This window comes from Bradyrhizobium australafricanum, from assembly GCF_020329495.1.
Classification (GTDB): Bacteria; Pseudomonadota; Alphaproteobacteria; order Rhizobiales; family Xanthobacteraceae; genus Bradyrhizobium; species Bradyrhizobium australafricanum.
In genome coordinates, this window is sequence record NZ_JAGKJL010000013.1 from 37,754 (window position 1) to 61,994 (window position 24,241).

General features: G+C 64.1%; 25 protein-coding genes. 21 read left to right on the top strand and 4 right to left on the bottom strand.

What is annotated here, in order from left to right:
- Nucleotides 1-257 precede the first annotated feature (257 nt).
- From urtA to J6525_RS14035, 19 genes are all read left to right on the top strand, one after another.
- Nucleotides 258-1,553, top strand: a complete 1,296-nt coding sequence (urtA, locus tag J6525_RS13945; protein ID WP_376708505.1) for an urea ABC transporter substrate-binding protein — start codon at nucleotides 258-260, stop codon at nucleotides 1,551-1,553.
- A 129-nt stretch (nucleotides 1,554-1,682) separates the two neighbouring features.
- Nucleotides 1,683-3,284 (top strand): urea ABC transporter permease subunit UrtB, encoded by a 1,602-nt coding sequence (gene urtB, locus J6525_RS13950; protein WP_376708519.1) that lies wholly within the window; start codon nucleotides 1,683-1,685, stop codon nucleotides 3,282-3,284.
- Nucleotides 3,281-4,450: an urea ABC transporter permease subunit UrtC gene (gene urtC, locus J6525_RS13955; protein WP_225645092.1), complete on the top strand. Its 1,170-nt coding sequence runs from the start codon at nucleotides 3,281-3,283 to the stop codon at nucleotides 4,448-4,450. Before urtB ends, urtC begins: the two co-directional genes overlap by 4 nt.
- A 4-nt stretch (nucleotides 4,451-4,454) precedes the next feature.
- Complete coding sequence (gene urtD, locus J6525_RS13960) at nucleotides 4,455-5,216, top strand: urea ABC transporter ATP-binding protein UrtD (RefSeq protein ID WP_225645094.1); 762 nt, start codon at nucleotides 4,455-4,457, stop codon at nucleotides 5,214-5,216.
- Between the two features lie 4 nt (nucleotides 5,217-5,220).
- Nucleotides 5,221-5,916, top strand: a complete 696-nt coding sequence (urtE, locus tag J6525_RS13965) for an urea ABC transporter ATP-binding subunit UrtE (protein WP_018269603.1) — start codon at nucleotides 5,221-5,223, stop codon at nucleotides 5,914-5,916.
- Between the two features lie 49 nt (nucleotides 5,917-5,965).
- The gene (locus J6525_RS13970; RefSeq protein WP_225645096.1) at nucleotides 5,966-6,802 is read left to right on the top strand and encodes an urease accessory protein UreD; all 837 of its coding nucleotides are present in this window, start codon (nucleotides 5,966-5,968) and stop codon (nucleotides 6,800-6,802) included.
- Between the two features lie 28 nt (nucleotides 6,803-6,830).
- The gene (locus tag J6525_RS13975; RefSeq protein ID WP_225645098.1) at nucleotides 6,831-7,133 is read left to right on the top strand and encodes an urease subunit gamma; all 303 of its coding nucleotides are present in this window, start codon (nucleotides 6,831-6,833) and stop codon (nucleotides 7,131-7,133) included.
- A gap of 110 nt (nucleotides 7,134-7,243) precedes the next feature.
- Complete coding sequence (locus tag J6525_RS13980; RefSeq protein WP_139480290.1) at nucleotides 7,244-7,549, top strand: urease subunit beta; 306 nt, start codon at nucleotides 7,244-7,246, stop codon at nucleotides 7,547-7,549.
- A gap of 4 nt (nucleotides 7,550-7,553) precedes the next feature.
- Nucleotides 7,554-8,120: an HD domain-containing protein gene (locus tag J6525_RS13985; protein WP_225645099.1), complete on the top strand. Its 567-nt coding sequence runs from the start codon at nucleotides 7,554-7,556 to the stop codon at nucleotides 8,118-8,120.
- Nucleotides 8,111-9,826: an urease subunit alpha gene (gene ureC, locus J6525_RS13990; RefSeq protein ID WP_225645101.1), complete on the top strand. Its 1,716-nt coding sequence runs from the start codon at nucleotides 8,111-8,113 to the stop codon at nucleotides 9,824-9,826. The genes J6525_RS13985 and ureC overlap by 10 nt, the downstream gene beginning before the upstream one ends.
- Before the next feature lie 111 nt (nucleotides 9,827-9,937).
- Complete coding sequence (locus J6525_RS13995; RefSeq protein WP_024581875.1) at nucleotides 9,938-10,237, top strand: putative quinol monooxygenase; 300 nt, start codon at nucleotides 9,938-9,940, stop codon at nucleotides 10,235-10,237.
- A 24-nt stretch (nucleotides 10,238-10,261) separates the two neighbouring features.
- Nucleotides 10,262-10,561, top strand: coding sequence for a putative quinol monooxygenase (locus J6525_RS14000; RefSeq protein WP_028342270.1), 300 nt, complete (start codon nucleotides 10,262-10,264; stop codon nucleotides 10,559-10,561).
- Nucleotides 10,562-10,568: 7 nt separating this feature from the next.
- A complete protein-coding gene (locus tag J6525_RS14005; RefSeq protein WP_225645103.1) occupies nucleotides 10,569-11,186 on the top strand; it encodes an urease accessory protein UreE in 618 nt (205 codons plus the stop codon).
- Complete coding sequence (locus J6525_RS14010; protein ID WP_225645212.1) at nucleotides 11,167-11,904, top strand: urease accessory protein UreF; 738 nt, start codon at nucleotides 11,167-11,169, stop codon at nucleotides 11,902-11,904. The genes J6525_RS14005 and J6525_RS14010 overlap by 20 nt, the downstream gene beginning before the upstream one ends.
- Before the next feature lie 171 nt (nucleotides 11,905-12,075).
- Nucleotides 12,076-12,714: an urease accessory protein UreG gene (gene ureG, locus J6525_RS14015; RefSeq protein ID WP_028334695.1), complete on the top strand. Its 639-nt coding sequence runs from the start codon at nucleotides 12,076-12,078 to the stop codon at nucleotides 12,712-12,714.
- Nucleotides 12,715-12,790: 76 nt separating this feature from the next.
- Nucleotides 12,791-13,111: a hypothetical protein gene (locus J6525_RS14020; protein ID WP_225645105.1), complete on the top strand. Its 321-nt coding sequence runs from the start codon at nucleotides 12,791-12,793 to the stop codon at nucleotides 13,109-13,111.
- A gap of 4 nt (nucleotides 13,112-13,115) precedes the next feature.
- Nucleotides 13,116-14,777, top strand: a complete 1,662-nt coding sequence (locus J6525_RS14025; RefSeq protein ID WP_225161328.1) for a CHASE domain-containing protein — start codon at nucleotides 13,116-13,118, stop codon at nucleotides 14,775-14,777.
- Between the two features lie 182 nt (nucleotides 14,778-14,959).
- Nucleotides 14,960-15,988 carry a cytochrome-c peroxidase gene (locus J6525_RS14030; RefSeq protein ID WP_225645107.1) on the top strand — a complete coding sequence of 343 codons (1,029 nt, stop codon included), beginning with the start codon at nucleotides 14,960-14,962 and terminating at the stop codon, nucleotides 15,986-15,988.
- A 504-nt stretch (nucleotides 15,989-16,492) separates the two neighbouring features.
- Complete coding sequence (locus tag J6525_RS14035) at nucleotides 16,493-17,476, top strand: hypothetical protein (RefSeq protein ID WP_092086697.1); 984 nt, start codon at nucleotides 16,493-16,495, stop codon at nucleotides 17,474-17,476.
- Between the two features lie 20 nt (nucleotides 17,477-17,496).
- On the opposite strand, the gene J6525_RS14040 is transcribed toward J6525_RS14035, so the two are convergent.
- The gene (locus tag J6525_RS14040; RefSeq protein WP_076824951.1) at nucleotides 17,497-17,862 is read right to left on the bottom strand and encodes a methylamine utilization protein; all 366 of its coding nucleotides are present in this window, start codon (nucleotides 17,860-17,862) and stop codon (nucleotides 17,497-17,499) included.
- A gap of 217 nt (nucleotides 17,863-18,079) precedes the next feature.
- Here J6525_RS14040 and J6525_RS14045 point away from each other — a divergent pair, with 217 nt between their 5' ends.
- On the top strand, nucleotides 18,080-20,986 hold the full coding sequence (locus J6525_RS14045; RefSeq protein WP_225645109.1) for an EAL domain-containing protein: 2,907 nt from the start codon (nucleotides 18,080-18,082) through the stop codon (nucleotides 20,984-20,986).
- A gap of 88 nt (nucleotides 20,987-21,074) precedes the next feature.
- Here J6525_RS14045 and J6525_RS14050 read toward each other — a convergent pair whose 3' ends face one another.
- The gene (locus tag J6525_RS14050) at nucleotides 21,075-21,623 is read right to left on the bottom strand and encodes a sigma-70 family RNA polymerase sigma factor (protein WP_016847265.1); all 549 of its coding nucleotides are present in this window, start codon (nucleotides 21,621-21,623) and stop codon (nucleotides 21,075-21,077) included.
- Nucleotides 21,623-21,826, bottom strand: coding sequence for a NepR family anti-sigma factor (locus J6525_RS14055; RefSeq protein ID WP_018269610.1), 204 nt, complete (start codon nucleotides 21,824-21,826; stop codon nucleotides 21,623-21,625). The genes J6525_RS14050 and J6525_RS14055 overlap by 1 nt, the downstream gene beginning before the upstream one ends.
- A gap of 270 nt (nucleotides 21,827-22,096) precedes the next feature.
- Here J6525_RS14055 and J6525_RS14060 point away from each other — a divergent pair, with 270 nt between their 5' ends.
- Complete coding sequence (locus J6525_RS14060) at nucleotides 22,097-22,909, top strand: response regulator (protein WP_057016134.1); 813 nt, start codon at nucleotides 22,097-22,099, stop codon at nucleotides 22,907-22,909.
- 80 nt (nucleotides 22,910-22,989) lie between these two features.
- Here J6525_RS14060 and J6525_RS14065 read toward each other — a convergent pair whose 3' ends face one another.
- Nucleotides 22,990-24,213, bottom strand: a complete 1,224-nt coding sequence (locus tag J6525_RS14065; protein ID WP_225645111.1) for a cytochrome P450 — start codon at nucleotides 24,211-24,213, stop codon at nucleotides 22,990-22,992.
- Nucleotides 24,214-24,241: the final 28 nt, after the last annotated feature.

Consider the following 24,241-nt stretch of genomic DNA (forward strand, 5'->3'; position numbering starts at 1 on the left):
TTTTGCCTACAAAATAATCTGATTGCTCTTTCGGCAGTCAAGTTGGCGGCTCAATGATTGGGCAGGCGGCTTCCGTATTTGCCCGGAACCGATGAAATTATCCAGCCGGTTCATCGGCTTACGGGGCTTGCGCACCGTGGCACAGTTCTTGCGATTCCCTTAACCGCAGGCGGCCAAGCGGCCGTTCGCAGCGTTCCACGCCTGCGTCAGGGAGACGACATTTCATGCTTACTCAGCTTTCTCACAAAATAACGACGATGACCCGCCGCCGCGCGCTCGCGGCGACGGCCGGCCTGGTTTTGGGTCTGGCTGCGTCCTCGTCCCTCGCGCCCGCGCAAGCGGCTGACGACACCATCAAGGTTGGCATCCTTCACTCGCTGTCGGGCACCATGGCCATCAGCGAAACCACGCTGAAGGACACGATCCTTTTCCTGATCGACGAGCAGAACAAGAAGGGCGGCGTGCTCGGCAAGAAGCTCGAGCCCGTCGTGGTCGACCCCGCTTCGAACTGGCCGCTGTTCGCCGAAAAGGCCCGCGAGCTGATCACCAAGGACAAGGTCGCGGTCGTGTTCGGCTGCTGGACCTCGGTGTCGCGCAAATCCGTGCTCCCGGTGTTCAAGGAGCTGAACAACATCCTGTTCTACCCGGTACAGTATGAGGGCGAGGAGTCCGAGCGCAACGTGTTCTACACCGGCGCGGCGCCGAACCAGCAGGCGATCCCGGCGGTCGACTATCTGATGAAGGAAGAGAAGGTGAAGCGCTGGGTGCTGGCCGGCACCGACTACGTCTATCCGCGCACCACCAACAAGATCCTGGAAGCCTATCTGAAGTCGAAGGGCGTCGCCCAGGACGACATCATGATCAACTACACGCCGTTCGGTCACTCCGACTGGCAGACGATCGTGGCCGACATCAAGAAGTTCGGCTCGGCCGGCAAGAAGACCGCGGTGGTCTCCACCATCAACGGCGACGCCAACGTTCCGTTCTACAAGGAGCTCGGCAACCAGGGCATCAAGGCGACCGAGATCCCGGTGGTCGCGTTCTCGGTCGGCGAGGAAGAGCTCGCCGGCATCGACACCAAGCCGCTGCTCGGCCATCTCGCCGCCTGGAACTACTTCGAGTCGATCAAGACCCCGGCGAACGAGAAGTTCATCAAGGAGTGGCAGGCCTACACCAAGAACCCGAAGCGCGTGACCAACGATCCGATGGAAGCGCACTACATCGGCTTCAACATGTGGGTGAAGGCGGTCGAGAAGGTGAAGTCGACCGATCCGGACAAGGTGATCGATGCGCTTCCCGGCATCGAGGCGCCGAACCTGACCGGCGGCGTGTCGCACATGCTGCCGAACCATCACATCACCAAGCCGGTGTTCATCGGCGAGATCAAGGGCAACGGCCAGTTCGACGTGGTCTGGAAGACCCCGGGCCTGGTGGCCGGCGACGCCTGGTCGAAGGAGCTCGAGGGCTCCAAGGACCTGATCGGCGATTGGGTCGGCAAGAAGTGTGGCAACTTCAACACCAAGACCAACAAGTGCGGCGGCCAGGGTTCCTGACAATAGGGCTCCTGAGCTCCTGACCTGAACAACGACACAACACAACCATCCAAGAACCTGGAGAAGGCGGCACAGCTCGCCGCCTTCTCCTCACACTCCTGCCGGGGTACTGACGTGTTCGCCAATTGTATTGATCGTTTTCGTGCGCTGTTTCTCTCGATCGTGCTGCTGAGCTGCCTTGCTGTGCCGGCGCTGGCCGGTCCGTTCGAGGATTCGGTCGCCAAATTCGCCAATGACGAGTTCTCCGACACAGAGGCTGCGATCGGCGAGGTCGCCGCGTCGGGCAATGCGCTGGCCTCGCCCATCATCAGCGCGTTGCAGGACGGCCGGCTCTCGGCCGATCCCGACAGCAAGAAGGTCTTCATCACGCGGACCGACGGCAAGATCGTCGACGCCGCCACGGGGGCTGCCGTCGACGACAAGCTCCCCGACAACGCCGCCGCCGTCCGCCTCAACAACCGCCTGCGCCGCACCGTGGAGGCCGCGCTCGGCGGCCTGACGCTGCTGTCGCCGGATCCGGCCAAGCGCCTCGCCGCCGCGCAGTCGGTGTTCAAGAGCCACGAGGAGAATGTGCTGCCGACGGTCGAGAGCGCGCTCGCCAAGGAGAGCGTCAAGTCGGTCAAGCAGGCCTTCGCCGAGGCGCGCGCCGCCATCATCCTGTTCAAGTCGGACGCATCCGACAGCGACAAGCTCGACGCCGTCGCCGTGGTCAAGGCGCGTGGCGATCAGGAGGCGCTGGCGCTGCTCACCGGGCTCGGCGCCGACCAGCCGCCGCTGGTCGCCAGCGCGGCCGCGAGCGCGGTGTCCTCGATCCAGAGCAATCTGGCGATGTGGTCGATGGTGCAGAATGCCTGGTACGGCCTGTCACTCGGCTCGGTGCTGCTGCTCGCCGCGATCGGGCTTGCCATCACTTTCGGCGTGATGGGCGTCATCAACATGGCGCATGGCGAGATGGTGATGCTCGGGGCCTACACCACCTTCGTGGTGCAGGAGGTGATCCGCAGCCGCTATCCTGCGCTGTTCGACTACTCGCTGCTGATCGCGGTGCCGCTCGCCTTCCTGGTCGCCGGCTTGATCGGTGTCGTGATCGAGCGCACCATCATCCGCTTCCTCTACGGCCGTCCGCTGGAGACGCTGCTCGCGACCTGGGGCCTGTCCCTGGTGTTGCAGCAGGCGGTGCGCACCGCGTTCGGTCCGACCAACCGCGAGGTCGGCAACCCCTCCTGGATGAGCGGCGCCTTCGAGCTCGGCCAGATCACTATCACCTATAACCGGCTCTGGATCCTCTGCTTCACGCTCGCGGTGTTTGCCATCCTGCTGGCGATGCTGCGCTACACCGCTCTCGGACTCGAGATGCGCGCGGTGACCCAGAACCGCCGCATGGCGGCCTCGATGGGGATCGCCACCTCGCGCGTCGACGCGCTGACCTTCGGCCTCGGCTCGGGGATCGCCGGCATTGCCGGCGTGGCGCTGTCGCAGATCGACAATGTCAGCCCGAATCTCGGCCAGAGCTACATCATCGACAGCTTCATGGTCGTGGTGTTCGGCGGCGTCGGCAATCTCTGGGGCACGCTGGTCGGCGCCTTCACGCTCGGCATCGCCAACAAGTTCCTCGAGCCGATGGCCGGCGCGGTGCTCGGGAAGATCGCGATCCTGGTGCTGATCATCCTGTTCATCCAGAAGCGGCCGCGCGGCCTGTTCGCGCTCAAGGGTCGGGCGGTGGAAGCATGACGCCGCACATCCTCACCCGTTCGCTCGACCGCGCCGCGACCGCGTTCGTCCTGATCGTCGCCGCGATCGGCGTGCTGATCCCGTTATCGAACCTGCTGCTGCCGCAGGGCTCGATGTTCCAGGTGCCGACCTATCTGGTCGCGCTGTGGGGCAAATATGTCTGCTACGCCATCCTCGCGCTCTCGATCGATCTGATCTGGGGCTATTGCGGCATCCTCTCGCTCGGCCACGGCGCGTTCTTCGCGCTCGGCGGTTACGCGATGGGGATGTACCTGATGCGCCAGATCGGCAGCCGCGGCGTCTACGGCAACCCGATCCTGCCCGACTTCATGGTGTTCCTGAACTGGAGCAAGCTGCCCTGGTACTGGTACGGCTTCGACAAGTTCTGGTTCGCGGCACTGATGGTGCTGCTGGTGCCGGGTCTGCTCGCCTTCTGCTTCGGCTGGCTCGCCTTCCGCTCGCGCGTCACCGGCGTGTATTTGTCGATCATCACGCAGGCGATGACCTATGCGCTGCTGCTGGCGTTCTTCCGCAACGATTTCGGCTTCGGCGGCAATAACGGGCTGACCGACTTCAAGGACATCATCGGCTTCAACGTGCAGGCCGAAGGCACCCGCGCGGCGCTGTTCCTGCTGAGCTGCCTTGCGCTGATCATCGCGTTCCTGATCTGCCGCGTGATCGTGACCTCGAAGCTCGGCAAGGTCCTGATCGCAGTGCGTGACGCCGAAAGCCGGACCCGTTTCCTCGGCTATCGTGTCGAATCCTACAAGCTGTTCGTGTTCACGCTGTCGGCGTGCATGGCCGGCGTCGCCGGTGCGCTGTACGTGCCGCAGGTCGGCATCATCAATCCCAGTGAGTTCGCACCCGCCAACTCGATCGAGGCGGTGATCTGGGTCGCGGTCGGCGGCCGCGGCACGCTGGTCGGCGCGGCGCTCGGCGCCGTCGTCGTCAACTACGCCAAGACGTTCTTCACCTCGGGGCCGCTCGCGCCGTACTGGCTGTTCATGCTAGGCGCGCTGTTCATCCTGGTCACGCTGCTGTTGCCCAAGGGCATCGTCGGCACCTTCAACGCCTGGTGGGAGCCGCTGAAGGCGCGGCGCAGCTCACCCGACGCCGAGAGTGCCGCGCGCGAAGACGGCATCGGCGCACCGAACCCGGCGGAGTAGGCAGATGAACGTCATGGACACCCGCGCCACTTCGGCCATACTCTACCTCGACGGCGTGCATGTCTCGTTCGACGGCTTCCACGCCATCAACAATCTGTCGCTGGCGCTCGAACCCGGCGAGATGCGGGCCATCATCGGCCCGAACGGCGCCGGCAAGACCACGATGATGGACATCATCACCGGCAAGACCAAGCCGGACGAGGGCACCGTGCTGTTCGACGGCACCGTCGACCTGACCCGCCTCGACGAGACCCGTATCGCCGAGCTCGGCATCGGCCGCAAATTCCAGAAGCCGACGGTGTTCGAGAGCCAGACCGTGCAGGACAATCTCCTGCTCGCGCTCAATGTCGATCATTCCGTGCGCGGCACGCTGTTCTGGCGCGGCAGCAAGGCCGAGTCCGAGCGCATCGACAATGTGCTCGAGACCATCCGCCTGACCGATGCGCGCAACCGCCTCGCCGGCAGCCTGTCGCACGGCCAGAAGCAGTGGCTCGAGATCGGCATGCTGCTGGCGCAGGACCCGAAGGTGCTGCTGGTCGACGAGCCGGTCGCCGGCATGACCGATGTCGAGACCCATCTCACGGCCGAGCTCCTCAAGGAGATCAACAGGAACCACACCATCATGGTGGTCGAGCACGACATGACCTTCGTGCGCGAGCTTGGCGTCAAGGTGACCTGCCTGCATGAGGGCTCGGTGCTCGCCGAAGGTTCGATCGACCAGGTGTCGTCGAACGAGCGGGTGGTCGAAGTGTATCTGGGGCGCTAGGGCGATGCTGAAGATCGACAACATCAATCTCTATTACGGTGCGGCGCAGGCGCTGCGCGGCGTGTCGCTGACCGCCGAGCCGGGCAAAGTCACCTGCGTGCTCGGCCGCAACGGCGTCGGCAAGACCTCGCTGCTCCGCGCCATGGTCGGCCAGTATCCGATCGCCTCCGGCACGATCAATTTCGACGGCAAGGACATCACCGCGCTAAAGCCCTATGAGCGGGCGCGTCGCGGCATCGGCTTCGTGCCGCAAGGCCGCGAGATCTTTCCGCTGCTGACGGTGGAAGAGAACCTCAAGACCGGCTTCGGTCCGCTCAAGCGTGAAGACCGCAACATTCCCGACGACGTGTTCTCGCTGTTTCCGGTGCTGGAGACCATGCTGGGCCGCCGCGGCGGCGACCTTTCCGGCGGCCAGCAGCAGCAGCTCGCGATCGGCCGCGCGCTGGTGATGCGGCCAAAGCTCCTGCTGCTCGACGAGCCGACCGAGGGCATCCAGCCCTCGATCATCAAGGATATCGGCCGCGCCATCTCCTATCTGCGCAACCTCGGCAACATCGCGATCGTGCTGGTCGAACAATATCTCGACTTTGCCTGCGAACTCGGCGACAGTTTTGCCGTAATGGACCGGGGTGCGGTGAAATATGCCTGCGACCGCGCAAGCCTCGATCCCGCCGAGATCAGCCGCCAGATGGCGCTGTGAACAGGATGTGACGCCGCCTGTTGTGGCGCGCGAAGGGAGCGTCGGGGGAATGCGGACCGGGATCGCAGGCGCGGCAGCGGCAACGTTTGCGGCAAACCGCGCCCAGGGTGCGGTCAGGTTCGGCGTGCATCTGAAAGACGGCGCCACCCGCCGTGGCGACCTGCATGAGTCAGGCTCGCTGCGCGTCCGCTTCCCATCGCCGGAGGACGACGGTCTCTCGGCCATGTTCGTCAACACCGCCGGCGGCATTGCCGGCGGGGACCGCTTTGAGATCGCGATCGCGGCCGGCGAGGGCGCGCGTTTGACGCTGACCACCGCGGCGGCTGAGAAAGTCTACCGTGCACCGGCAGCGGCGGCACGACTCGATATCGCGCTGACCGTTGCCGCAGGCGCGCATCTCGCCTGGCTGCCGCAGGAAACCATCCTGTTCGACCGTGCCCGCATTCACCGCGGCTTCGACATCGACCTTGCCGAGGGTGCCTCGCTCCTGCTCTGCGAGATCGTGGTGTTCGGCCGCGCCGCGATGGGCGAGACAATGCGCCACGGCGAGTTCGTCGACCGCTGGCGGATGCGACGCGGCGGCCGGCTGGTGTTTGCCGAGACCATCCGCCTCGACGGCGAGATCGGCGAGAAGCTTGCGCGACCCGCGATCGCGGGCGGCGGCTGCGCGATCGGCACGGCGCTGATCGTGCCGGGCGACGAAGCCCTGGTCGAGCGCATCCGCGAGGCGTCGGAAAGCTTCGGCGGCGAGGTCGGCATCTCCGCCTGGAATGGCTTTGCAATGGCCCGCTTCTGTGCCCAAGATGCGGCCCGGCTGCGCGCCGACATGATGACGGTGCTCGGCCGCGCCTCCACTGTCCCGCTGCCGCGGCTGTGGCTCAACTAAACCTTTCAAGAACGATCAGAGTGCTCGCATGAATTTGTCTCCCCGCGAAAAGGACAAGCTCCTGGTATCGATGGCGGCCATGGTGGCGCGGCGCCGGCTCGAGCGCGGCGTCAAGCTGAACTATCCCGAAGCCGTCGCGTTGATCACCGACTTCATCGTCGAGGGCGCGCGCGACGGCCGCACCGTCGCCGAGCTGATGCAGGCCGGCGCCAAGGTCCTGACCCGCGCGCAGGTGATGGATGGCATCCCGGAGATGATCCACGACATCCAGGTCGAGGCGACATTCCCCGACGGCACCAAGCTCGTCACCGTGCACGAGCCGATCCGCTAGCCACGAGCGTCATTCCGGGGCGGCCGGAGCGGCCGAACCCGGAATCCAGAGATTGTTGATCGAGATTCCGGGTTCATGCTTCGCATGCCCCGGAATGACAGGAGAGACGAATGATCCCCGGCGAACGCTTCATCAAGGACGGCGAGATCGAGCTCAATGCCGGCCGCAAGACCGTGACGCTCTCGGTCGCCAACACCGGCGACCGTCCGATCCAGGTCGGCTCGCACTACCACTTCTTCGAAACCAATCCGGCGCTGAAATTCGACCGCAAGAAAGCCCGCGGCATGCGCCTCGACATCGCCGCCGGCACCGCCGTCCGCTTCGAACCCGGCCAGACCCGCGACGTCCAGCTCGTCGCACTCGCCGGCAAGCGCGTGATCTACGGCTTTCGCGCCGAGGTGAAGGGGAAGCTGTAGCGCCATGCTTCCCGCTGTCCGCATGGTCTCCGAAGCTGCCGAGCTTGCCGCGCACCGTCATAACGGGATGGCGCGCAAGGGGCGGGGGAGTGAGCCTTACATCAACCATCTCGCCGAGGTCGCGAATCTGCTCGCGCAGGTGACCGATGGCGCCGATGCCGAGCTGGTGGCGGCAGGCTGGCTTCACGACGCCATCGAGGACACCGAGACCACGCGCGAGGAGCTCGCGCAGAAGTTCACCGCGCGCGTTGCCTCGCTGGTGGTCGAGTGCACCGATGACATGAGCCTGCCAAAGCCTGCCCGCCGGCAAAAGCAGATCGAGGATGCTCCGCACAAATCTCCCGGTGCAAAGCTGATCAAGATCGCCGACAAGATCAGCAATATCGGCGCGCGGATCGTGCCGCATCCGAGCAAGGACGAGCGCGATGATCTCGCCGACTATGCGGCCTGGGCCGACAAGGTCGTTGCCGGTTGCCGCGGCATCAATCCGCGGCTCGACCGCATTTTCGACGACACGATTGCGCGTGCCAAGGCCGCGCTGACTGAAACTGGGGGGCTGACATGTCCGTGAAGATCAAGCGTTCCGTCTATGCCGACATGTTCGGCCCGACCACCGGTGACAGGGTTCGGCTTGCCGACACCGACCTCATCATCGAGGTCGAGAAGGATCTCACCACCTATGGCGAGGAGGTGAAGTTCGGCGGCGGCAAGGTGATCCGCGACGGCATGGGGCAGTCGCAGGTGACCAACGCGCAAGGCGCGGCGGATACCGTGATCACCAATGCGCTGATCGTCGATCACTGGGGCATCGTGAAGGCCGACGTCGCGATCAAGGAGGGCATGATCGCGGCGATCGGCAAGGCCGGCAATCCGGACATCCAGCCCAACGTCACCATCATCATCGGCCCCGGCACCGACGTGATCGCCGGCGAAGGCAAGATCCTCACCGCCGGCGGATTCGACAGCCACATCCATTTCATCTGCCCGCAGCAGATCGAGCACGCGCTGATGTCTGGCGTCACCTCGATGTTAGGGGGCGGCACCGGCCCCTCGCACGGCACCTTCGCCACCACCTGCACGCCCGGCCCGTGGCACATGGGGCGGATGATCCAGTCGTTCGACGCCTTCCCGGTCAATCTCGGCATTTCCGGCAAGGGCAACGCGTCGCGTCCGGCGGCGCTGGTCGAGATGATCAAGGGCGGCGCCTGCGCGCTGAAGCTGCACGAGGATTGGGGCACCACGCCGTCTGCCATCGATACCTGTCTCTCGGTGGCCGACGATTACGACGTCCAGGTGATGCTGCATTCGGACACGCTGAACGAATCCGGCTTCGTCGAGGATACGGTGAAGGCGTTCAAGGGCCGCACCATCCATGCCTTCCACACCGAGGGCGCCGGCGGCGGCCATGCGCCGGATATCATCAAGATTGCCGGGCTGAAGAACGTGCTGCCGTCCTCGACCAATCCGACCCGGCCGTTCACCCGCAACACCATCGACGAGCATCTCGACATGCTGATGGTGTGCCATCACCTCGATCCGTCGATCGCCGAAGACCTCGCCTTCGCCGAGAGCCGGATCCGCAAGGAGACCATCGCCGCCGAGGACATCCTGCACGATCTCGGCGCGCTCTCGATGATGTCGTCGGACTCGCAGGCGATGGGCCGGCTCGGTGAGGTCATCATCCGCACCTGGCAGACCGCCGACAAGATGAAGAAGCAACGCGGGTCGCTGCCGCAGGACAAGGGCAACGACAACGACAATTTCCGCGTCAAGCGCTACATCGCCAAATACACCATCAATCCCGCGATCGCGCACGGCGTATCGAAGCTGATCGGCTCCGTCGAGAAAGGCAAGCTCGCCGACCTCGTGCTGTGGTCGCCGGCTTTCTTCGGCGTCAAGCCGGACTGCATCATCAAGGGCGGCTCGATCGTGGCGGCGCCGATGGGCGATCCCAACGCCTCGATCCCGACGCCGCAGCCGGTGCATTACCAGCCGATGTTCGCCGCCTTCGGCAAGTCGCTCACCGCCTCCTCGGTGGTGTTCACCTCGAAGGCCGCGGCGAGCGGCGGTCTCGCCCGCAAGCTCGGCACAGCCAAGAAACTCTACGCGGTGCAGAACACCCGCGGCAAGATCTCGAAGAAGAGCATGATCCACAACGACGCGACGCCCGAGATCGAGGTCGACCCCGAGACCTATGAGGTACGCGCAGACGGCGAGCTGCTGACCTGCGCGCCGGCCGAGGTCCTACCCATGGCACAGCGCTATTTTATGTTCTAAAACCGCTCCCGGTAACCAGAGCGTTTTCGAGCGAAGTGGATTTCCGGTTCGCGGAAAGAAAACGCGTCAAAACAAGACTCGCGCCAAAAGAGAAAACCGGGAGGAATTTCCGTGATTTACGTCGTTGCCACGCTGACCATCAAGCCCGAGACCCGCGCCGAATTCATCGCTGCGGCGACGGCCTGCATCAAGGAAACCCGCAAGGAGCCCGGCAACATCGCTTACGATTTGCATGAGAGCGTCACCGACCACAGCAAGATGGTGTTCGTCGAGCAGTGGGAGAACGCGGAGGCGCTGGTACCGCATCGCACCGCCGAGCACATGAAGACGTTCGGTCGGGTCGCGGTGAAATGCATGGCCGCGCCGCCGAAGATCGAGGTGATCACGCCCGAGAAGGTCGACGTCCGCTAACGAGAAAAAGAAGGGAGATAATCCATGATCTATGTCATCGCCACCACGCCGATGAAGCCGGAGAACAAGGACGACTTCATCAAGGGGCACAAGGCCTGCACGGTCGAGACCCGCAAGGAGAAGGGTTGCATCTCCTATGACGGCAATGTCAGCGTCAACGATCCCAACCTCTATGTGGTGGTCGAGCGCTGGGAGAGCCGCGAGGATCTCAACGGCCATGCCAGGGCGCCGCACATGAAGGTATGGCGCGAATATTCCGCTAACATGAAGACCGGGCCGACGGTGATCGAGATCATCAGCGACGCCAAGGTCGAGAAGCTCTGAGGCATCGATGATCCGCGCCACCAAACTCCTGGGACAGCACCGCTGGAAGGAAGCGCCAGCCGATACCGTCGTGCTCGATTTCGACGACCGGCACCGGCGGCGGATGGTGATGTCAGGGACGCGCGGGCTCGAATTCCTGCTTGATCTCGAAAACGCCGTCGCGCTGCGCGGCGGCGATGCCTTGGTGCTGGAGGACGGCCGCCTCGTCGAGGTGGTCGCAGCTCCCGAGCCGCTGGCGGAAATCCGCGGCAGCGATCCGCATCATCTGATCCGGGTCGCCTGGCATCTCGGCAACCGTCATCTGCCGACGCAGATCATGCCCAAGGGGTTGCGCATCCGCAGGGATCACGTGATCGAGGCGATGGTGAAGGGGTTAGGGGCCCGTGTCATCGAGATCGAGGCGCCGTTCGATCCCGAGGGCGGCGCCTATGCCGAGCATGCGCATGCCGACGAGCACGCGCATGGTCACACCGGGCACGATCATGCCCACAGCCATGCGCATGATCACGGTCACCACCATGGCCATGATCATGGGCCTGACCATGATCACCACCATCATCATGATGAGCATTGCGAGCATGCTCATCATCACCACGATCACTCCCATGCTCATGACCACAAATGAGCCTGATCCCGCCGTGATGCGCGGCGGGATGGCGGAGGACGAGGCGGCCGCGCTGTACCGGCTGATGACGTGGCTGTCGCCGTCCTTTCCGGTGGGGGCATTCGCCTATTCCAGCGGCATCGAATGGGCGGTCGAGGCCGGCGACATCACGGATGCCGCGTCGCTGCGCGGCTGGCTCGCCGCGATGCTTTCCGACGGCAGCGGATTTTGCGACGCTGTGTTTCTCGCGCAGAGTTTTCGCGCGGCGTCTGAGCATAATCCTGCCGGGCTGAAGGAGATCGCCGAACTCGCCGCGGCCTTCGTGCCGTCGCGCGAGCGGCAGCTCGAGACCACGACGCAGGGGCGCGCCTTCATCGAGATTGCCGGTGCCGCGTGGAATTCGCCCGGCCTCGACGCAATGATTGCGGCTTGCGACGGACCGATCGTGTATCCGGTCGCAGTCGGCCTCGTCAGCGCCGCGCACGGCATTCGGCTTGCGCCGGCGCTGCACGCCTTCCTGCATGCCGTGCTCTCCAACTGGATTTCCGCGGGCAGCCGGCTGATCCCGCTCGGGCAGACCGCCAGTCAGCGCGTGCTGGCCGATCTCGAGCAGATCGTGGCAGCAACCGCGGCGCGGGCCAATGCGGCCTCGCTCGACGATCTCGGCAGCGCGACCTTTCGAGCCGATCTCGCTAGCCTGCGTCACGAGACGCAATACACGAGGCTGTTCCGGTCATGATGCACCCTCCGCTGTCGTCCCGGCGAAAGCAGGGACCCATAACCACAGGCGCTTGTGGTTTTGCAGGGCTGTGGCCCCAGCGCGTCGCAACAATCGAGTTCGGTGGTTATGGGTCCCGGCGCCGTGCGCAACTGCGCACTCGGCCGGGACGACAAGGAAAGAGCACCTGATATGCCCACTTCCCACGGCCCACTTCGTGTCGGCGTCGGCGGCCCGGTCGGCTCCGGCAAGACCGCGCTGATGGACCTGCTCTGCAAGTCGATGCGCGAGCGCTACGACATCGCCGCGATCACCAACGACATCTACACCAAATGGGATGCCGAGTTTCTGGTGCGCTCCGGTTCGCTGACGCCGGACCGCATCGCCGGTGTCGAGACCGGCGGCTGTCCGCACACCGCGATCCGCGAGGACGCTTCGATGAATCTCGCCGCGGTCGCCGACATGCGGGCGAAATTCCCCGACCTCGATCTGGTGCTGATCGAATCCGGCGGCGACAATCTGGCGGCGACCTTCTCGCCGGAATTGGCCGATCTGACGATCTACGTCATCGACGTTGCCGCCGGCGACAAGATCCCCTCCAAGGGCGGCCCCGGCATCACGCGATCCGACCTCCTGGTGATCAACAAGATCGATCTCGCACCCCATGTCGGTGCGTCACTCGAGAAGATGGACACCGACGCCAGGCGGATGCGCGGCGAGCGGCCCTTCGTGATGACCAACCTGAAGAAGAGCGACGGCCTCGATCGCATCATCAGCTTCATTGAGACCAAGGGCGGCCTTCGGTCGCAGGGCAAGGTCAAGGCAGGCTGACGTTAATCATTGTGGCGGTGCGAACCCTTATCCCCATCATCCTGAGGAGCGAGCCTCGAAGGATGAACGGCCACCGGTGGGGCTGTTCATCCTTCGAGACGCGCTGCGCGCTCCTCAGGATGACGGTGAGGCACTTGGCTGGATGTCGCTGGCCGCCGCAAAAAAGCTGCGCAATCGCCGGAACAATTTCCAACTTTGCCGATTAGCAACCTTTGGCGCCGCCAAAGACCGCCGGGTGGCGTCGTCGTTAATGCTGCCGACCGGCTCCTGTTGCGGACCGATGATCGCTATTCCATATTCCTTTGCGGCGGGCCTTCATCGCATCCTGATTTGTCGCCGCCCTTGCAGAAGCCAGATGACTTCCGTCCCCTTTCGCCACCCCCTGATTGCCGAGTAAGCGTGTGGTTCGACTGGGTTTCATCGTTGCCTTGATTGCACTGATCGGAGTTCTGCTCTCCGGTCTTGCCGCCTATCGGGTGCACGATCAGGAGCTCGCGATCGACGGCATCGCGCTGGCGCGGGCGATCGACGTCCATGCCAGCCTGGTGCAGGACCGCCTGACCGAGCGCGAGCTGCTGGCGCGGGTCGCCTCCGGGCTGTTCCGGGCGCCGTCGATGGTGAAGGCCAACATGCTGCAGCCGCTGCGCTCGGCGATCTACGCCTTCAAGACCGATTTCGTCGTTGCCGCCTGGATCGCGCGGCTCAAGCCGGACGAGCTCGCCGCGGCGGAGGCCGAGCTGAAGGCCAACGGCTTCACCAATCCGACCATCCGGGATTTCGACGACCAGGCGCTCGACCTCAAGGCGCTCGACAAGCCGATCAACGTGCTGATGGACGTCGAGCCGCGCAATCCGGAGACCTTGAGCATTCCGGGCCGCGCCTTCGACCGCCACTCGGTGGTGGGCCCGATGCTGGCGCGGGCGATGGCCAACGCCAAGCCGGTGGCCTCCGACCCGGTGCCGCTGTTGCGGCAGAACGGCCCGGTCGGGGTCGTGCTCGCCGCGCCGGTGTTCCAGGAGGGCGCATCCGAGCCGGCCGGCTTCATCACCTTCTCCTATGAGCTGTCGTCGCTGATGCTGACCAACGACGATAGCTCACTATTCGCGGTGGCGTTGAAGGATCCGCGCGACTCCAACGACGAGTTCACCGCCAACGAGCAGGGCATCGTCACCTCGCGCGCGGTGCGCCAGGACGGCCCGCTGCCGTCGATGGTGCGCACGGTGACGTTCGGCGGCCGTGACTGGTCGCTCGACTATTACGCCAAGAGCAACGCCACGGTGCGTGCGCAGCAGACCGCGACCATCGTCGCGGCGATCGGCCTCGCGCTGACCGGCATCGTCTGCGGCCTGTTCGGCTATGTCGCCTACAACAATTTGCGCCTCAGCCGCGAGATCGAGGTCCGCATCGGCTTCGAGCGCCGGTTGACCGCCGTGATCGACGAGCTCAACCATCGCGTCAAGAACATCCTCGCGGTGATCCAGTCGATCGTGACCCGCACGCTGCGGCACGGCGCCGATATCGATGTCGCGCGCGAGCTCTTGATCGGGCGCATCCACGCGATGTCGAACGTCGTCACGCTGCTCAGCGAGAGCCAGTGGCAGGGCGTCAAGCTGAAGGGCCTGTTCGAATCGCGCGCGATCCCGCATGCCGACCGGATCGCGGTGAACGGTCCCGACATCACGGTCAGCGCCCGCGCCGCCCAATCGCTGTCGCTGCTGTTCTTCGAGCTCGCCTCGCATTCCGACGAAGGGCTGTCGCTGGTCGGCAAGCACCCGCACATCGTCGCCAATTGGGAGGTCGTCGGCGAGGATGCGGACTTGGTCTTTCATTTCCGCTGGGAAGAGTTCAACACCAGCCAGGCGACGCGGCGAGCCGACAGTGATTTCGGCCTGATCCTGCTCGACCGTGTCGCGCCCGAGGCGCTCGGCGGCACCGCGAAGCGCTACTTCACCGACGTCTCCTATGTCTATGAACTGACCGCGCCGATGGACACCGTCGTCGACATGACCGAGCGCGACCGCACCGAGCAGTTCTCCGCGCCGCTGCGCCCGGTGAAGAAGTAGCAGCGGCTGCCTCAGGTTGTGTGATCGGATCGACGCACGGATTGATCGAAATCATGCGCGCGAGCAGACGCCGGTGTCATCGTGACCAATGCCCGGTATCAGCAATAGACCGCAACCGATTGTTAAAACTTCGTTGAACATGCTTGGGCATATACCGAGCAGGATACCGTCTGAGGACCCCGATGAGGCTTTGGGTCAGCCTGACCTTGCTCGCGGCAGTTTTGCCGGTAGGGCTGTCGCTTGCCTTGACTCCGGCAGCGCCGCCCGGCGACCCTGCGACAATCCGTGCCAGCTATCGGCGGCCGGACGTCGTTCCGTTCCCGAGCAGCAATCCCTATTCGGAGGCGAAATCCGCGCTTGGGCAGCTGCTGTTCTTCGATCCGCTGCTGTCGAGGTCAAAGACGCACTCCTGCGCGAGTTGCCACAGGCCATCCCTTTCATGGGCCGACGGCCTTCCGCGCGCCATCGGTGAGGATCCCAAGGGCCTGCCGATCCGCTCGCCGACGTTGATCGATGTGGCCTTCTTCGAGCCGCTGGGATGGGACGGCAAGTTCAAGGATCTGGAATCCGTTGCGTTCGGGCCGATCCTCAGTCCGGCGAACCTGAACATGACCGAGCCGGAATTGATTGCGCGACTTTCGGCGATCCCCGGTTATGTCGATGCCTTCGCCCACGCATTCGGAGACGGCGCGATCACGCGGCCGAGGATCGAGGCGTCGTTGGCGACCTTCGAGCGCTCCATCGTTGCAGGCGAGGCTCCGTTCGACCGTTGGATCAAGGGCGACGATACCGCCATCAGCAAATCAGCCCAGCACGGCTTTGAGCTTTTCAACGGCAAGGCGCGTTGCTCGGCTTGCCACAGCGGCCCGTCGTTTTCCGACGGATCCTTCCAGGATATCGGCACCGCCAAGGGCCATGACATCGGGCGCGGCCGTTTCTTTCCGACCTCGGCGAAGCTGAAATATGCGTTCAAGACGCCGACATTGCGCGACGTCGCGCGCCGCGCGCCCTATATGCACGACGGATCGGTGGCAACGCTGGAAGATGTCATCGAGCTTTACAACAAGGGTGGGATCGATCGGCCGAGCCGATCGCCCGACATCAAGCCGCTGTCCCTGACGGCAGACGAGAAGAACGACCTCATCGCCTTCCTGCAAACCCTGACCGCAACGGCCCCGCCGGTGGCAGGCGTCCCCAAACTGCCGCGCTGACCTCGGCTCAACGCGGTTCAGAACGAGGTTCGTTTCAGGACAGGTGCGGCAGCGCCGCGCCCAGGAGGCCGAGCCCCACGATCACGAATGCGCCCGCGCAGGTCTCGAGGGTCGCTGTGCGCGCAGCGGACGATCTTGTCACATAGGCGAGGGCCGACCCCACCCCGATACTTACGACGCTCAACGCTCCGAACACTGTACCGGCCTCCCGATCCGATTTGTCCGGATTTCACTACGACAGTTGAATTGAGCTCCCGTGCCGGAATTAGCTAAAATTTGAGGCAACCGGCTGTAAAGACTGCACTAAGGGACAGGCCGGGGGCTCGCCCGCCACGATTAACCACAATGCAACCACGGGGTGTCCCGGCAGGCGCAAAGCTTAAAATTTGATATAAGTTAAACAAGTCCTTAAGTGTGTGGGCGGTTGGTTCAATGTTTAGTGGATGGGCGCGAGATACCGTCTCGGCGGTGCGCTCCTTTTTCGCCACGTGCCTTGCAGCGGTTCTGTTTTGTGTCGTCGCCGCGCGCAGTGCCGAGGCACATGTCAAATGGTTTTGTGCCTACGATGTCGCCGGCCAGCCCCGCGGACTCGAGAATGTCCTTTGCCTGGATTTCGAGCTGCTGCTCGGTGTCGCCATCTTCTGGCTGTTTGCCGGTTGCCTGATCGAGCCCACCTCGCTGGGTGACGCCACGATCCGGGTCATGGACCGCGTCACCGAGGGACTGCGGCTGCGCACCGAATTGATGATGCGCGCCGTGTGCGGGTTCTTCTTCATCTCGATCTGGGCCGTGGGCGGCATCCTGCTGACGCCCGAGTTGAAGACGACGTCGCCGTATGTCGGCGCGCTGCAGCTTGCCATCGCTGCCGGGATGCTGTCACGACGCACGCTGCCGCTATCGGCGGCTGGGATGGTGGTCCTGTTCGGGATCGGTGTGCGCGATTACGGTCTCTTTCACCTCGCCGATTATCCGATCTTTCTCGGTGTTGCCGCCTATTTTGCACTGGTTGGGCTGAACAAGGATTTGTTCGGAGTCCGGCCGATCGACGTGATGCGCTACGCCGCCGCGGTGACGTTGATGTGGGCCTCGGTCGAAAAATGGGCCTATCCGGAGTGGAGCTTCCCGCTGCTGATCGAGCATTCCGCGATGACGCTGGGCTTCGACAACGAGTTCTACATGCGCGCCGCCGGCATGGTGGAATTCACGCTTGCCTTTGCCTTGATCTGGACGCCGCTGATCCGGCGCTGCGCCGCAACCGTGCTGACGGGGATGTTCATCAGCGCGTGCTTCGAATTCGGCAAGATCGACACGATCGGACACTCGGCAATCATCGCTGTCCTGCTAGCGATTGTCGCCGACAACAAGGTGTTGTCGCGCGACCGTCGTGCGCCGTGGCTCGCCCCGGTCGCGCTCTGTGCCGCGCTGTCGGTGACCTTGTTTGTCTATTATTTCGGCCACGCTGCGATCTTCAAGACGTCGGTCCTGTAGATCGCCGCCGCCTGGGGCGGCTATTTGGCGACGTGGACGGCGAGCTTCATCTTCGGGTGAATGCCGCACAGCACGGTGTAGTCGCCGGGCACCGAGAAGGTGACGTCGAACTTGCTGCCCGGCTGCTGGTCACCCGAGTCGAAGCTGAACGTATCAGTGCTCAAATAAGCGTGATGCAGCAGTTCGCCGTCATCGTTAACGAACCGTAAAACCTCACCCCGCTTGATCGAGATCTGCGCGGGTTTGAATTCACGATCTTTCTGCGAAATGACATAAGGGGCTGCGCCCAAAGCTGCTCCAATAAGCGCTCCAGTGACGATCGCCGCCGCAAACGGCAGGCGGCCGAACTGGCCCAGGCGCAAGGCGCGCAACAAGCCTGACTGCATGAGACCCCCGCTGAACCTCGAACACCAAATATCGGCTATCCCGGGCTGCAAATGTGGCTCCCGGATCACCTGTAAGGGTGATTATCGCCAGCTGATCTTAACGATTTCAGCATGAGTTCCAGTCACTACTAAAGCAATTTTGAGCAGACAGTTATTTTCCGCAGTGCTGCGCGTTTCTGCGTAGCTTGAGTATCGAGCACTACGGCGAAACGCGGGCATGGACAGCCTATTTGGCAACCTCAAGGTAAAGAGCGGTGCGGCCTTTCGGTTCGCAACCGTCCGCCTTTCGCGTCTTGCCCTGACCAAGGGTTCGATCCGCAGCCAGATTCTGATTTTTTGCCTTGCGATGAGCGCCGTTGCGGTCGCCCTCGGCGGGTACTCCATCCTCGGCATCCGCCATGCCGGCGATCTGGTGGCCAAGACGTTCGACGAATCCCTGATGTCGATCAACTATGCACGCGCGGCCGGTGCGGATTTCGCCGCGATGCGGGTCGCCTCGTCGCAACGCCTGCTGACCACGGATCCGGAGATTCGCGCCAATCTCGATGGCCAGATTGAAAAGCTCGCGAAGACGCTCTCGGAAGACCTGGCGATTGCTGCCGATCGGTCGCAATCCTCGCGCGCTGCGCAAGCCGCCGCTAAGGTTCAGGAAGCCGCCGACGCCTGGATGGCGCTGCACCGGCGCGCGATCGGATCGTCCACGGAGGGCAGCGCGGCGGCCGATCCGCGCCCACCGGGTGCGACGGTCGGCGATGTCGATCGCTACTCCAAGATTGTCAGTCAGCAGGTCGAGCTGCTGGTCAATTATACGGCCGGCGATGGCTTCCTGTTCAGGCAAAAGGCGCTCTCGACGATCAAGCGGGACCTGCAGCTCAACGTGGCCGGGCTGACCGTCGCGCTGTTTCTGTCGGCGCTGTTTTCGTGGCTGCTGGCGCGCCGCATTATCGGACCGGTCGCGATCGCATCGCGGGCCGCGCGAAGCATCGCCGGCGGCGACCTCGACGCGACCATCCCCAAGGGCGGGACCGACGAGCTTGGCACGCTTCTGACCGCCATGGAAACGATGCGCGACAACATCCGGCGGATGGTCAATCAAGAAGTATCGCAACGCCGCTCGGCACAGGCACGGCTTTCCGATGCGCTCGAAACGTCGCGTGAGGGCGTCGTGCTGCTCGACGCGGATGGCCAGGTCGCACTGGCCAACTCGCGCGCGAGTGAATTCATCCGTCTCTCGCCGCAGCTTCTGCAGTCGAATCCGCTCGATGCCGCCAGGCTGGCGCCTGCCGACGGTGACATCGATGGCTTTGCGAGCGAGGCGCAGCTTGCGGATGGACGCTGGCTGCGCGTCAGCCGCAGCGAGACGCAGGAGGGCGGCGTCGTCCTCGTCTACAGCGACATCTCCGCGCTGAAGCAGCAGAAGGCCGAGCTGCATGAAACCAATCTGCGGCTCGACGCGGCGCTCACGCACATGTCGCAAGGATTGTGCCTCTATAACAGCGAGGCGCGGCTGCAAGTCGCCAACCGCCGGTTCTGCGAGATCTTCGATATATCGCCGGAGCTTGTCGTTCCCGGAATGACCATGGAGGAGGTGCTCGACCTGAGCATCGCCGCGGGCAATCACGGCGAGCGGACCGTCACCGACCTGCTGGCGGAGCGCGAGCGCTCGATGGCCCTGCACGACGGCAATTATCTGCAGCATCTCAGCGATGGACGGATCATTGCGATCGCGCAACGGCCGACATCCGATGGCGGCTGGCTCGTCACCTGCGAGGACGTCACCGAACAGCAACGGGCGGAATCGCAGATCGCGTTCATGGCCCGGCACGATGCCCTGACCAAGCTGCCGAACCGGACGTTGTTGGCCGAGCGGATCGAGCTGGCGGTTGCGCAGGTCGGCCGCGGGCTCGGCTTCGCGGTGTTCTGCCTCGATCTCGATAATTTCAAGCAGGTCAACGACACGCTCGGGCATCCGGTCGGCGACGAACTGCTGTGCGCAGTTGCGGACCGGCTCAACGCCTGCGTCCGTGAGGTCGACACCGTCGCGCGTTTGGGCGGCGACGAGTTCGCGGTCATCCAGTGTGGCGTCCAGGGCGGAGACGAGGCCGAACGCCTCGCGCGCCGCATCGTGGAATGCGTGGGTGCGCCGTACGAGCTGAACGGGCATCGCGTCGTCGTCGGATGCAGCGTCGGCATCTCGATGTCGCCGGGTGACGGCACCACCGGCGAGAAGCTGCTGAAGAACGCTGACGTCGCCTTGTACCGCGCCAAGATGGAAGGCCGCGGCACCTGGCGCTTCTTCGAGCCTGCGATGGACGCCAGCCTGCAGCGGCGTCGGGCCATCGAGCTCGACCTTCGCGAGGCGATGGTCAAGGACGAGTTCTCGTTGTTCTACCAGCCGCTCTACGATCTCCATCTCGACCGCATCTGCGGCTTCGAGGCGCTGCTGCGCTGGCATCACCCCAAGCGCGGGCTGGTGCCGCCGGACCAGTTCATCCCGATCGCGGAAGAGATCGGTCTGATCGGCCCGCTGGGAGAATGGGTGCTCAATCGCGCCTGCGAACAGGCGACGACCTGGCCAAGCGAGATGAAGCTCGCGGTCAACGTCTCGGCGGTCCAGTTTCGCGATGCCGACTTCACCGACGTCGTCGTCGGCGCGCTCGCGACGTCAAAATTGTCGCCGCGCCGGCTGGAGCTCGAAATCACCGAGTCCGTGTTCCTCGCGAACAGCAACGAGACGCTTGCAACGCTGCACAAGCTGAAGGCGCAGGGAGTGCGCATCGCGCTGGATGATTTCGGTACCGGCTATTCCTCGCTGAGCTATCTGCGCAGCTTCCCCTTCGACAAGCTCAAGATCGACAAATCCTTCGTGCGCGATGCGACCGCGACGCATGGATCGAAGTCGATCGTCCGCGCCGTCATCAGCCTCGGCAGAAGCCTCGGCATGACCACGATCGCGGAGGGCATCGAGACCGTCGAGCAGCTGGATCATATGCGGGCCGAAGGCTGCAACGAGGCGCAGGGCTTCCTGTTCAGTCACCCGGTCCCGGTGACCGAAATCGCAGCCAAGATCCTCGAATTGAGAAACGGCTTCAAGCCGGCGTCCGTCAAGGCGATGGCCAGCTGACGGCGCGCTGAGCGTCGCCGGGCCTTGCAGGCCAACATGGAAAAGGCGGCCCGCGGCCGCCTTTTCCTATTTATCGCCGTGGTCGCGCTTAGCCGCCATTGCCGCCGATCACGGCGCGCACGGTGTTGTCGGGGCCGAAATCCTCCGCGCTGTCGACATAAAGCAGCGCGGAGAGCTTCGATCGCGCGCGGTTGACGCGGCTCTTGATGGTGCCGACCGCGCAGCCGCAGATTGCCGCGGCATCCTCGTAGGAGAAGCCGGACGCGCCGACCAAAATCAGCGCCTCGCGCTGGTCCTGCGGCAGCTTTTCGAGCGCGGCGCGGAATTCCTCGAACTCCAGATGCGCCGCCTGCGAAGGCTGGCTCTTCAGCGTCTTGGCATAATTGCCCTCGGCATCCTCCACCTCGCGGCGCCGCTTCCGGTAGTCGGAGCGAAACAGGTTGCGCAGGATGGTGAACAGCCACGCGGGGAGGTTCGAGCCGGGCTGGAACGAGTCGATGTTGGCGATCGCGCGCAGCAGGGTCTCCTGCACCAGATCGTCGGCGCGGTCACCATTACCGGACAGCGAGATCGCGAACGCGCGCAGGCTCGGGACCGACGCAAGGATATCGTCGCGAAGTTCATTCGTGAGAGGCATTAGTCCCCTCCATTGTTCTTGTCGGTATCGCCCCCGGCGACGGCAGCCGCCGCAGCCTCCGGCCCGTCGAGTTTGCGGATCAGCTCCGCAAAGCGGTCGGGTACGCCCTGTCGCACCACGTCATCGTACATGGCGCGAAGCTGGTGGCCGATTCTCGATTGAATCTCGGCGTTGAGACCGCCCTGCTTCTTTACTTCCTTCATGATGTGATCCACGCTTCCCCGGGAGTTAAGTCTCTGATTTCCAAGTCGTTTCCTCGAAAAAAGAGGCTGGCCGCGTTGCCTCGTCGGTTAGGAGCTAATGCAAAGTTGCGCAGAAAGTTCCGGAATGTTGGAACTATTTCGTGGAACTTTTTCGGCTTTCGCGCGTAGTCGGCCATGCAGGGGAACCGGGGTCGTCCCAGAACTGGATTCTGCCGCCCCCAGACAACGGGTTTCAGGCCGCCAGGCCTCACGAACAAGGATGGAGTGGGAATGTCCCGATCGCAAATCGTTGCCGAACACCTTCCGCTGTTGCGCCGTTACGCTCGCGCACTGACCGGAAATCAGGCGTCGGGGGACGCCTATGTCGGGGCCATGCTCGAGGCCCTGTTGCAGGATGGATCGTTGCTGGATCAGACCCACGGCCCGCGCGCCGGCCTGTTTCGGCTGTTCACCCAGATCTGGAATTCGGTCTCGGTGAACAACAACGAAAATGCCGACGTGGCGACGCTGTCGCTGCCGCCGGAGCGTCGGCTGTCCAACATCACGCCGCTGCCTCGCCAGGCCTTCCTGCTGCTGTCGCTTGAGGGCTTCTCGGAGGAGGAGGTCGGCTACATTCTCGGCACCGATATCGCCGAGACGCGCAAGCTGACCGATGCCGCCGGCCGCGAGATGGCCGCCGAGATCGCCACCGACGTCCTGATCATCGAGGACGAGACCTTCATCGCCATGGACCTCGAGAGCCTGGTGAAGAATCTCGGCCACAACGTCATCGGCGTTGCGCGCACGCATTCCGACGCGGTGGCGCTCGCCAAGAACAAGAAGCCCGGCCTGATCCTCGCCGATATCCAGCTCGCCGACGGCTCGTCGGGCCTCGATGCCGTGAACGAGTTGCTGCGGACCTTCGAGGTGCCGGTGGTGTTCATCACCGCCTATCCCGAGCGCTTCCTGACCGGCGAGCGGCCGGAGCCGGCATTCCTGATCTCCAAGCCGTTCCAGCCGGCGATGGTGTCGGCGGTGGCGAGCCAGGCGCTGTTCTTCCAGCGCAACTCGCGCAACCGCACGCCGCGCGCGGCATCGGCATGATCTGAATCTACGCAAGGGAGCAAAATCCAGACCGGCGTGCCGAAAGGTGCGCCGGTTTTTTTCAAGCCTTCGACAGGACGTTACTTCGGCGTCACGCGGACCGGCATTGTGCTGAGCGCCCGCAGGCCCGAGCTGTCGCGGAAGGCTGTGGGGCCTGCAATCTCGAGCCGTTTGACGCGCCTGGCGAGCGCTGCGATCACGGCCTCGGCTTCCAGCCGCGCCACCATCTGCCCGACGCAGCCGTGGATGCCGACGCCGAAGCCCATGTGTCCGGAGAGCCGCCGTCTGACGTCGAATTGGTCGGCATGCTCCCAGCGCGTCTCGTCGCGGTTGGCGGAGGCGAGCAGCAGCAGCACCTTCTCGTGCTTGCCGATCCCGACGTCTGCAATCTCGGTGTCATGCGGCGTGGTGCGGAACACGAACGGCGCCGGTGAATCGAAGCGCAGCGTCTCGTCGAATGCCGCGCGCGACAACGACGGATCTTCCGCAAGCAGCGACCATTGCTCGGGATGGCGCGCAAGCGTGTACAGCGCCATGCCGATCGCGCTGATCGTGGTGTCAAGCCCGGCCGAGAGCAGCGAACGCACCAGCAGCGGAGCTTCCTCCGCGCTGATCTCCCCGGCGTCGGCCGCCTCATAGACCTGCGCGCCAAAGCTGCCCGGGCGCAGCGCCTCGCGCTGGCAGCGCGCCGCGACCCAGGGCAGCACGCGGGGCGCCTGCTGCATCAAATCGCGAAAATAATCGTTTTCGGGCCCGAAGCCGGCGAACACCATCGCGCCATAGGTCAGGAAGTTCTCGCGGCCCTCCTGATCGATGCCGAGCGCGTCGGGAAACACGCTGACCGGAAACACCTCCGCGATGTCCTTGATGGCGTCAAACGATCCGCGCTCGACCAGCCCGTCGATCAGCCGCGTCGCCGTTGACTTGAAATCATCTGCAAGCCGCCGCATCGCGCCGGGTGAGAGGATCCGCGCCAGCACCGCGCGGGTTCGCGTGTGCAGCGGCGGATCGGCTTCCAGCACGATGCTTGGCGGCCGCCACGGCTTCTCCTTGAAGTGGTTGGCAAGTCCCGCGCCGCCGGCGTTGCTGAAATTGACATGGTTTCCGAAGATCGTCTTGACCTCGGCAAAGCGCGGCACCGCCCAGATGTCATATCTGGTCAGGCGGACGACCGGCGCCGCGGCACGCAGCTCTGCATAGGTGCCGTAGGGATCGGCCCGCGTCGCCGCGCTGAACGGATCGAAATCGCTGCGGACAACTTCGCCGGCAAGGGGGCTCGCAAGGGGGCTCGCATGGGTGCTCATCGGATCCTCCCGTCTTGTCATTAGTTAA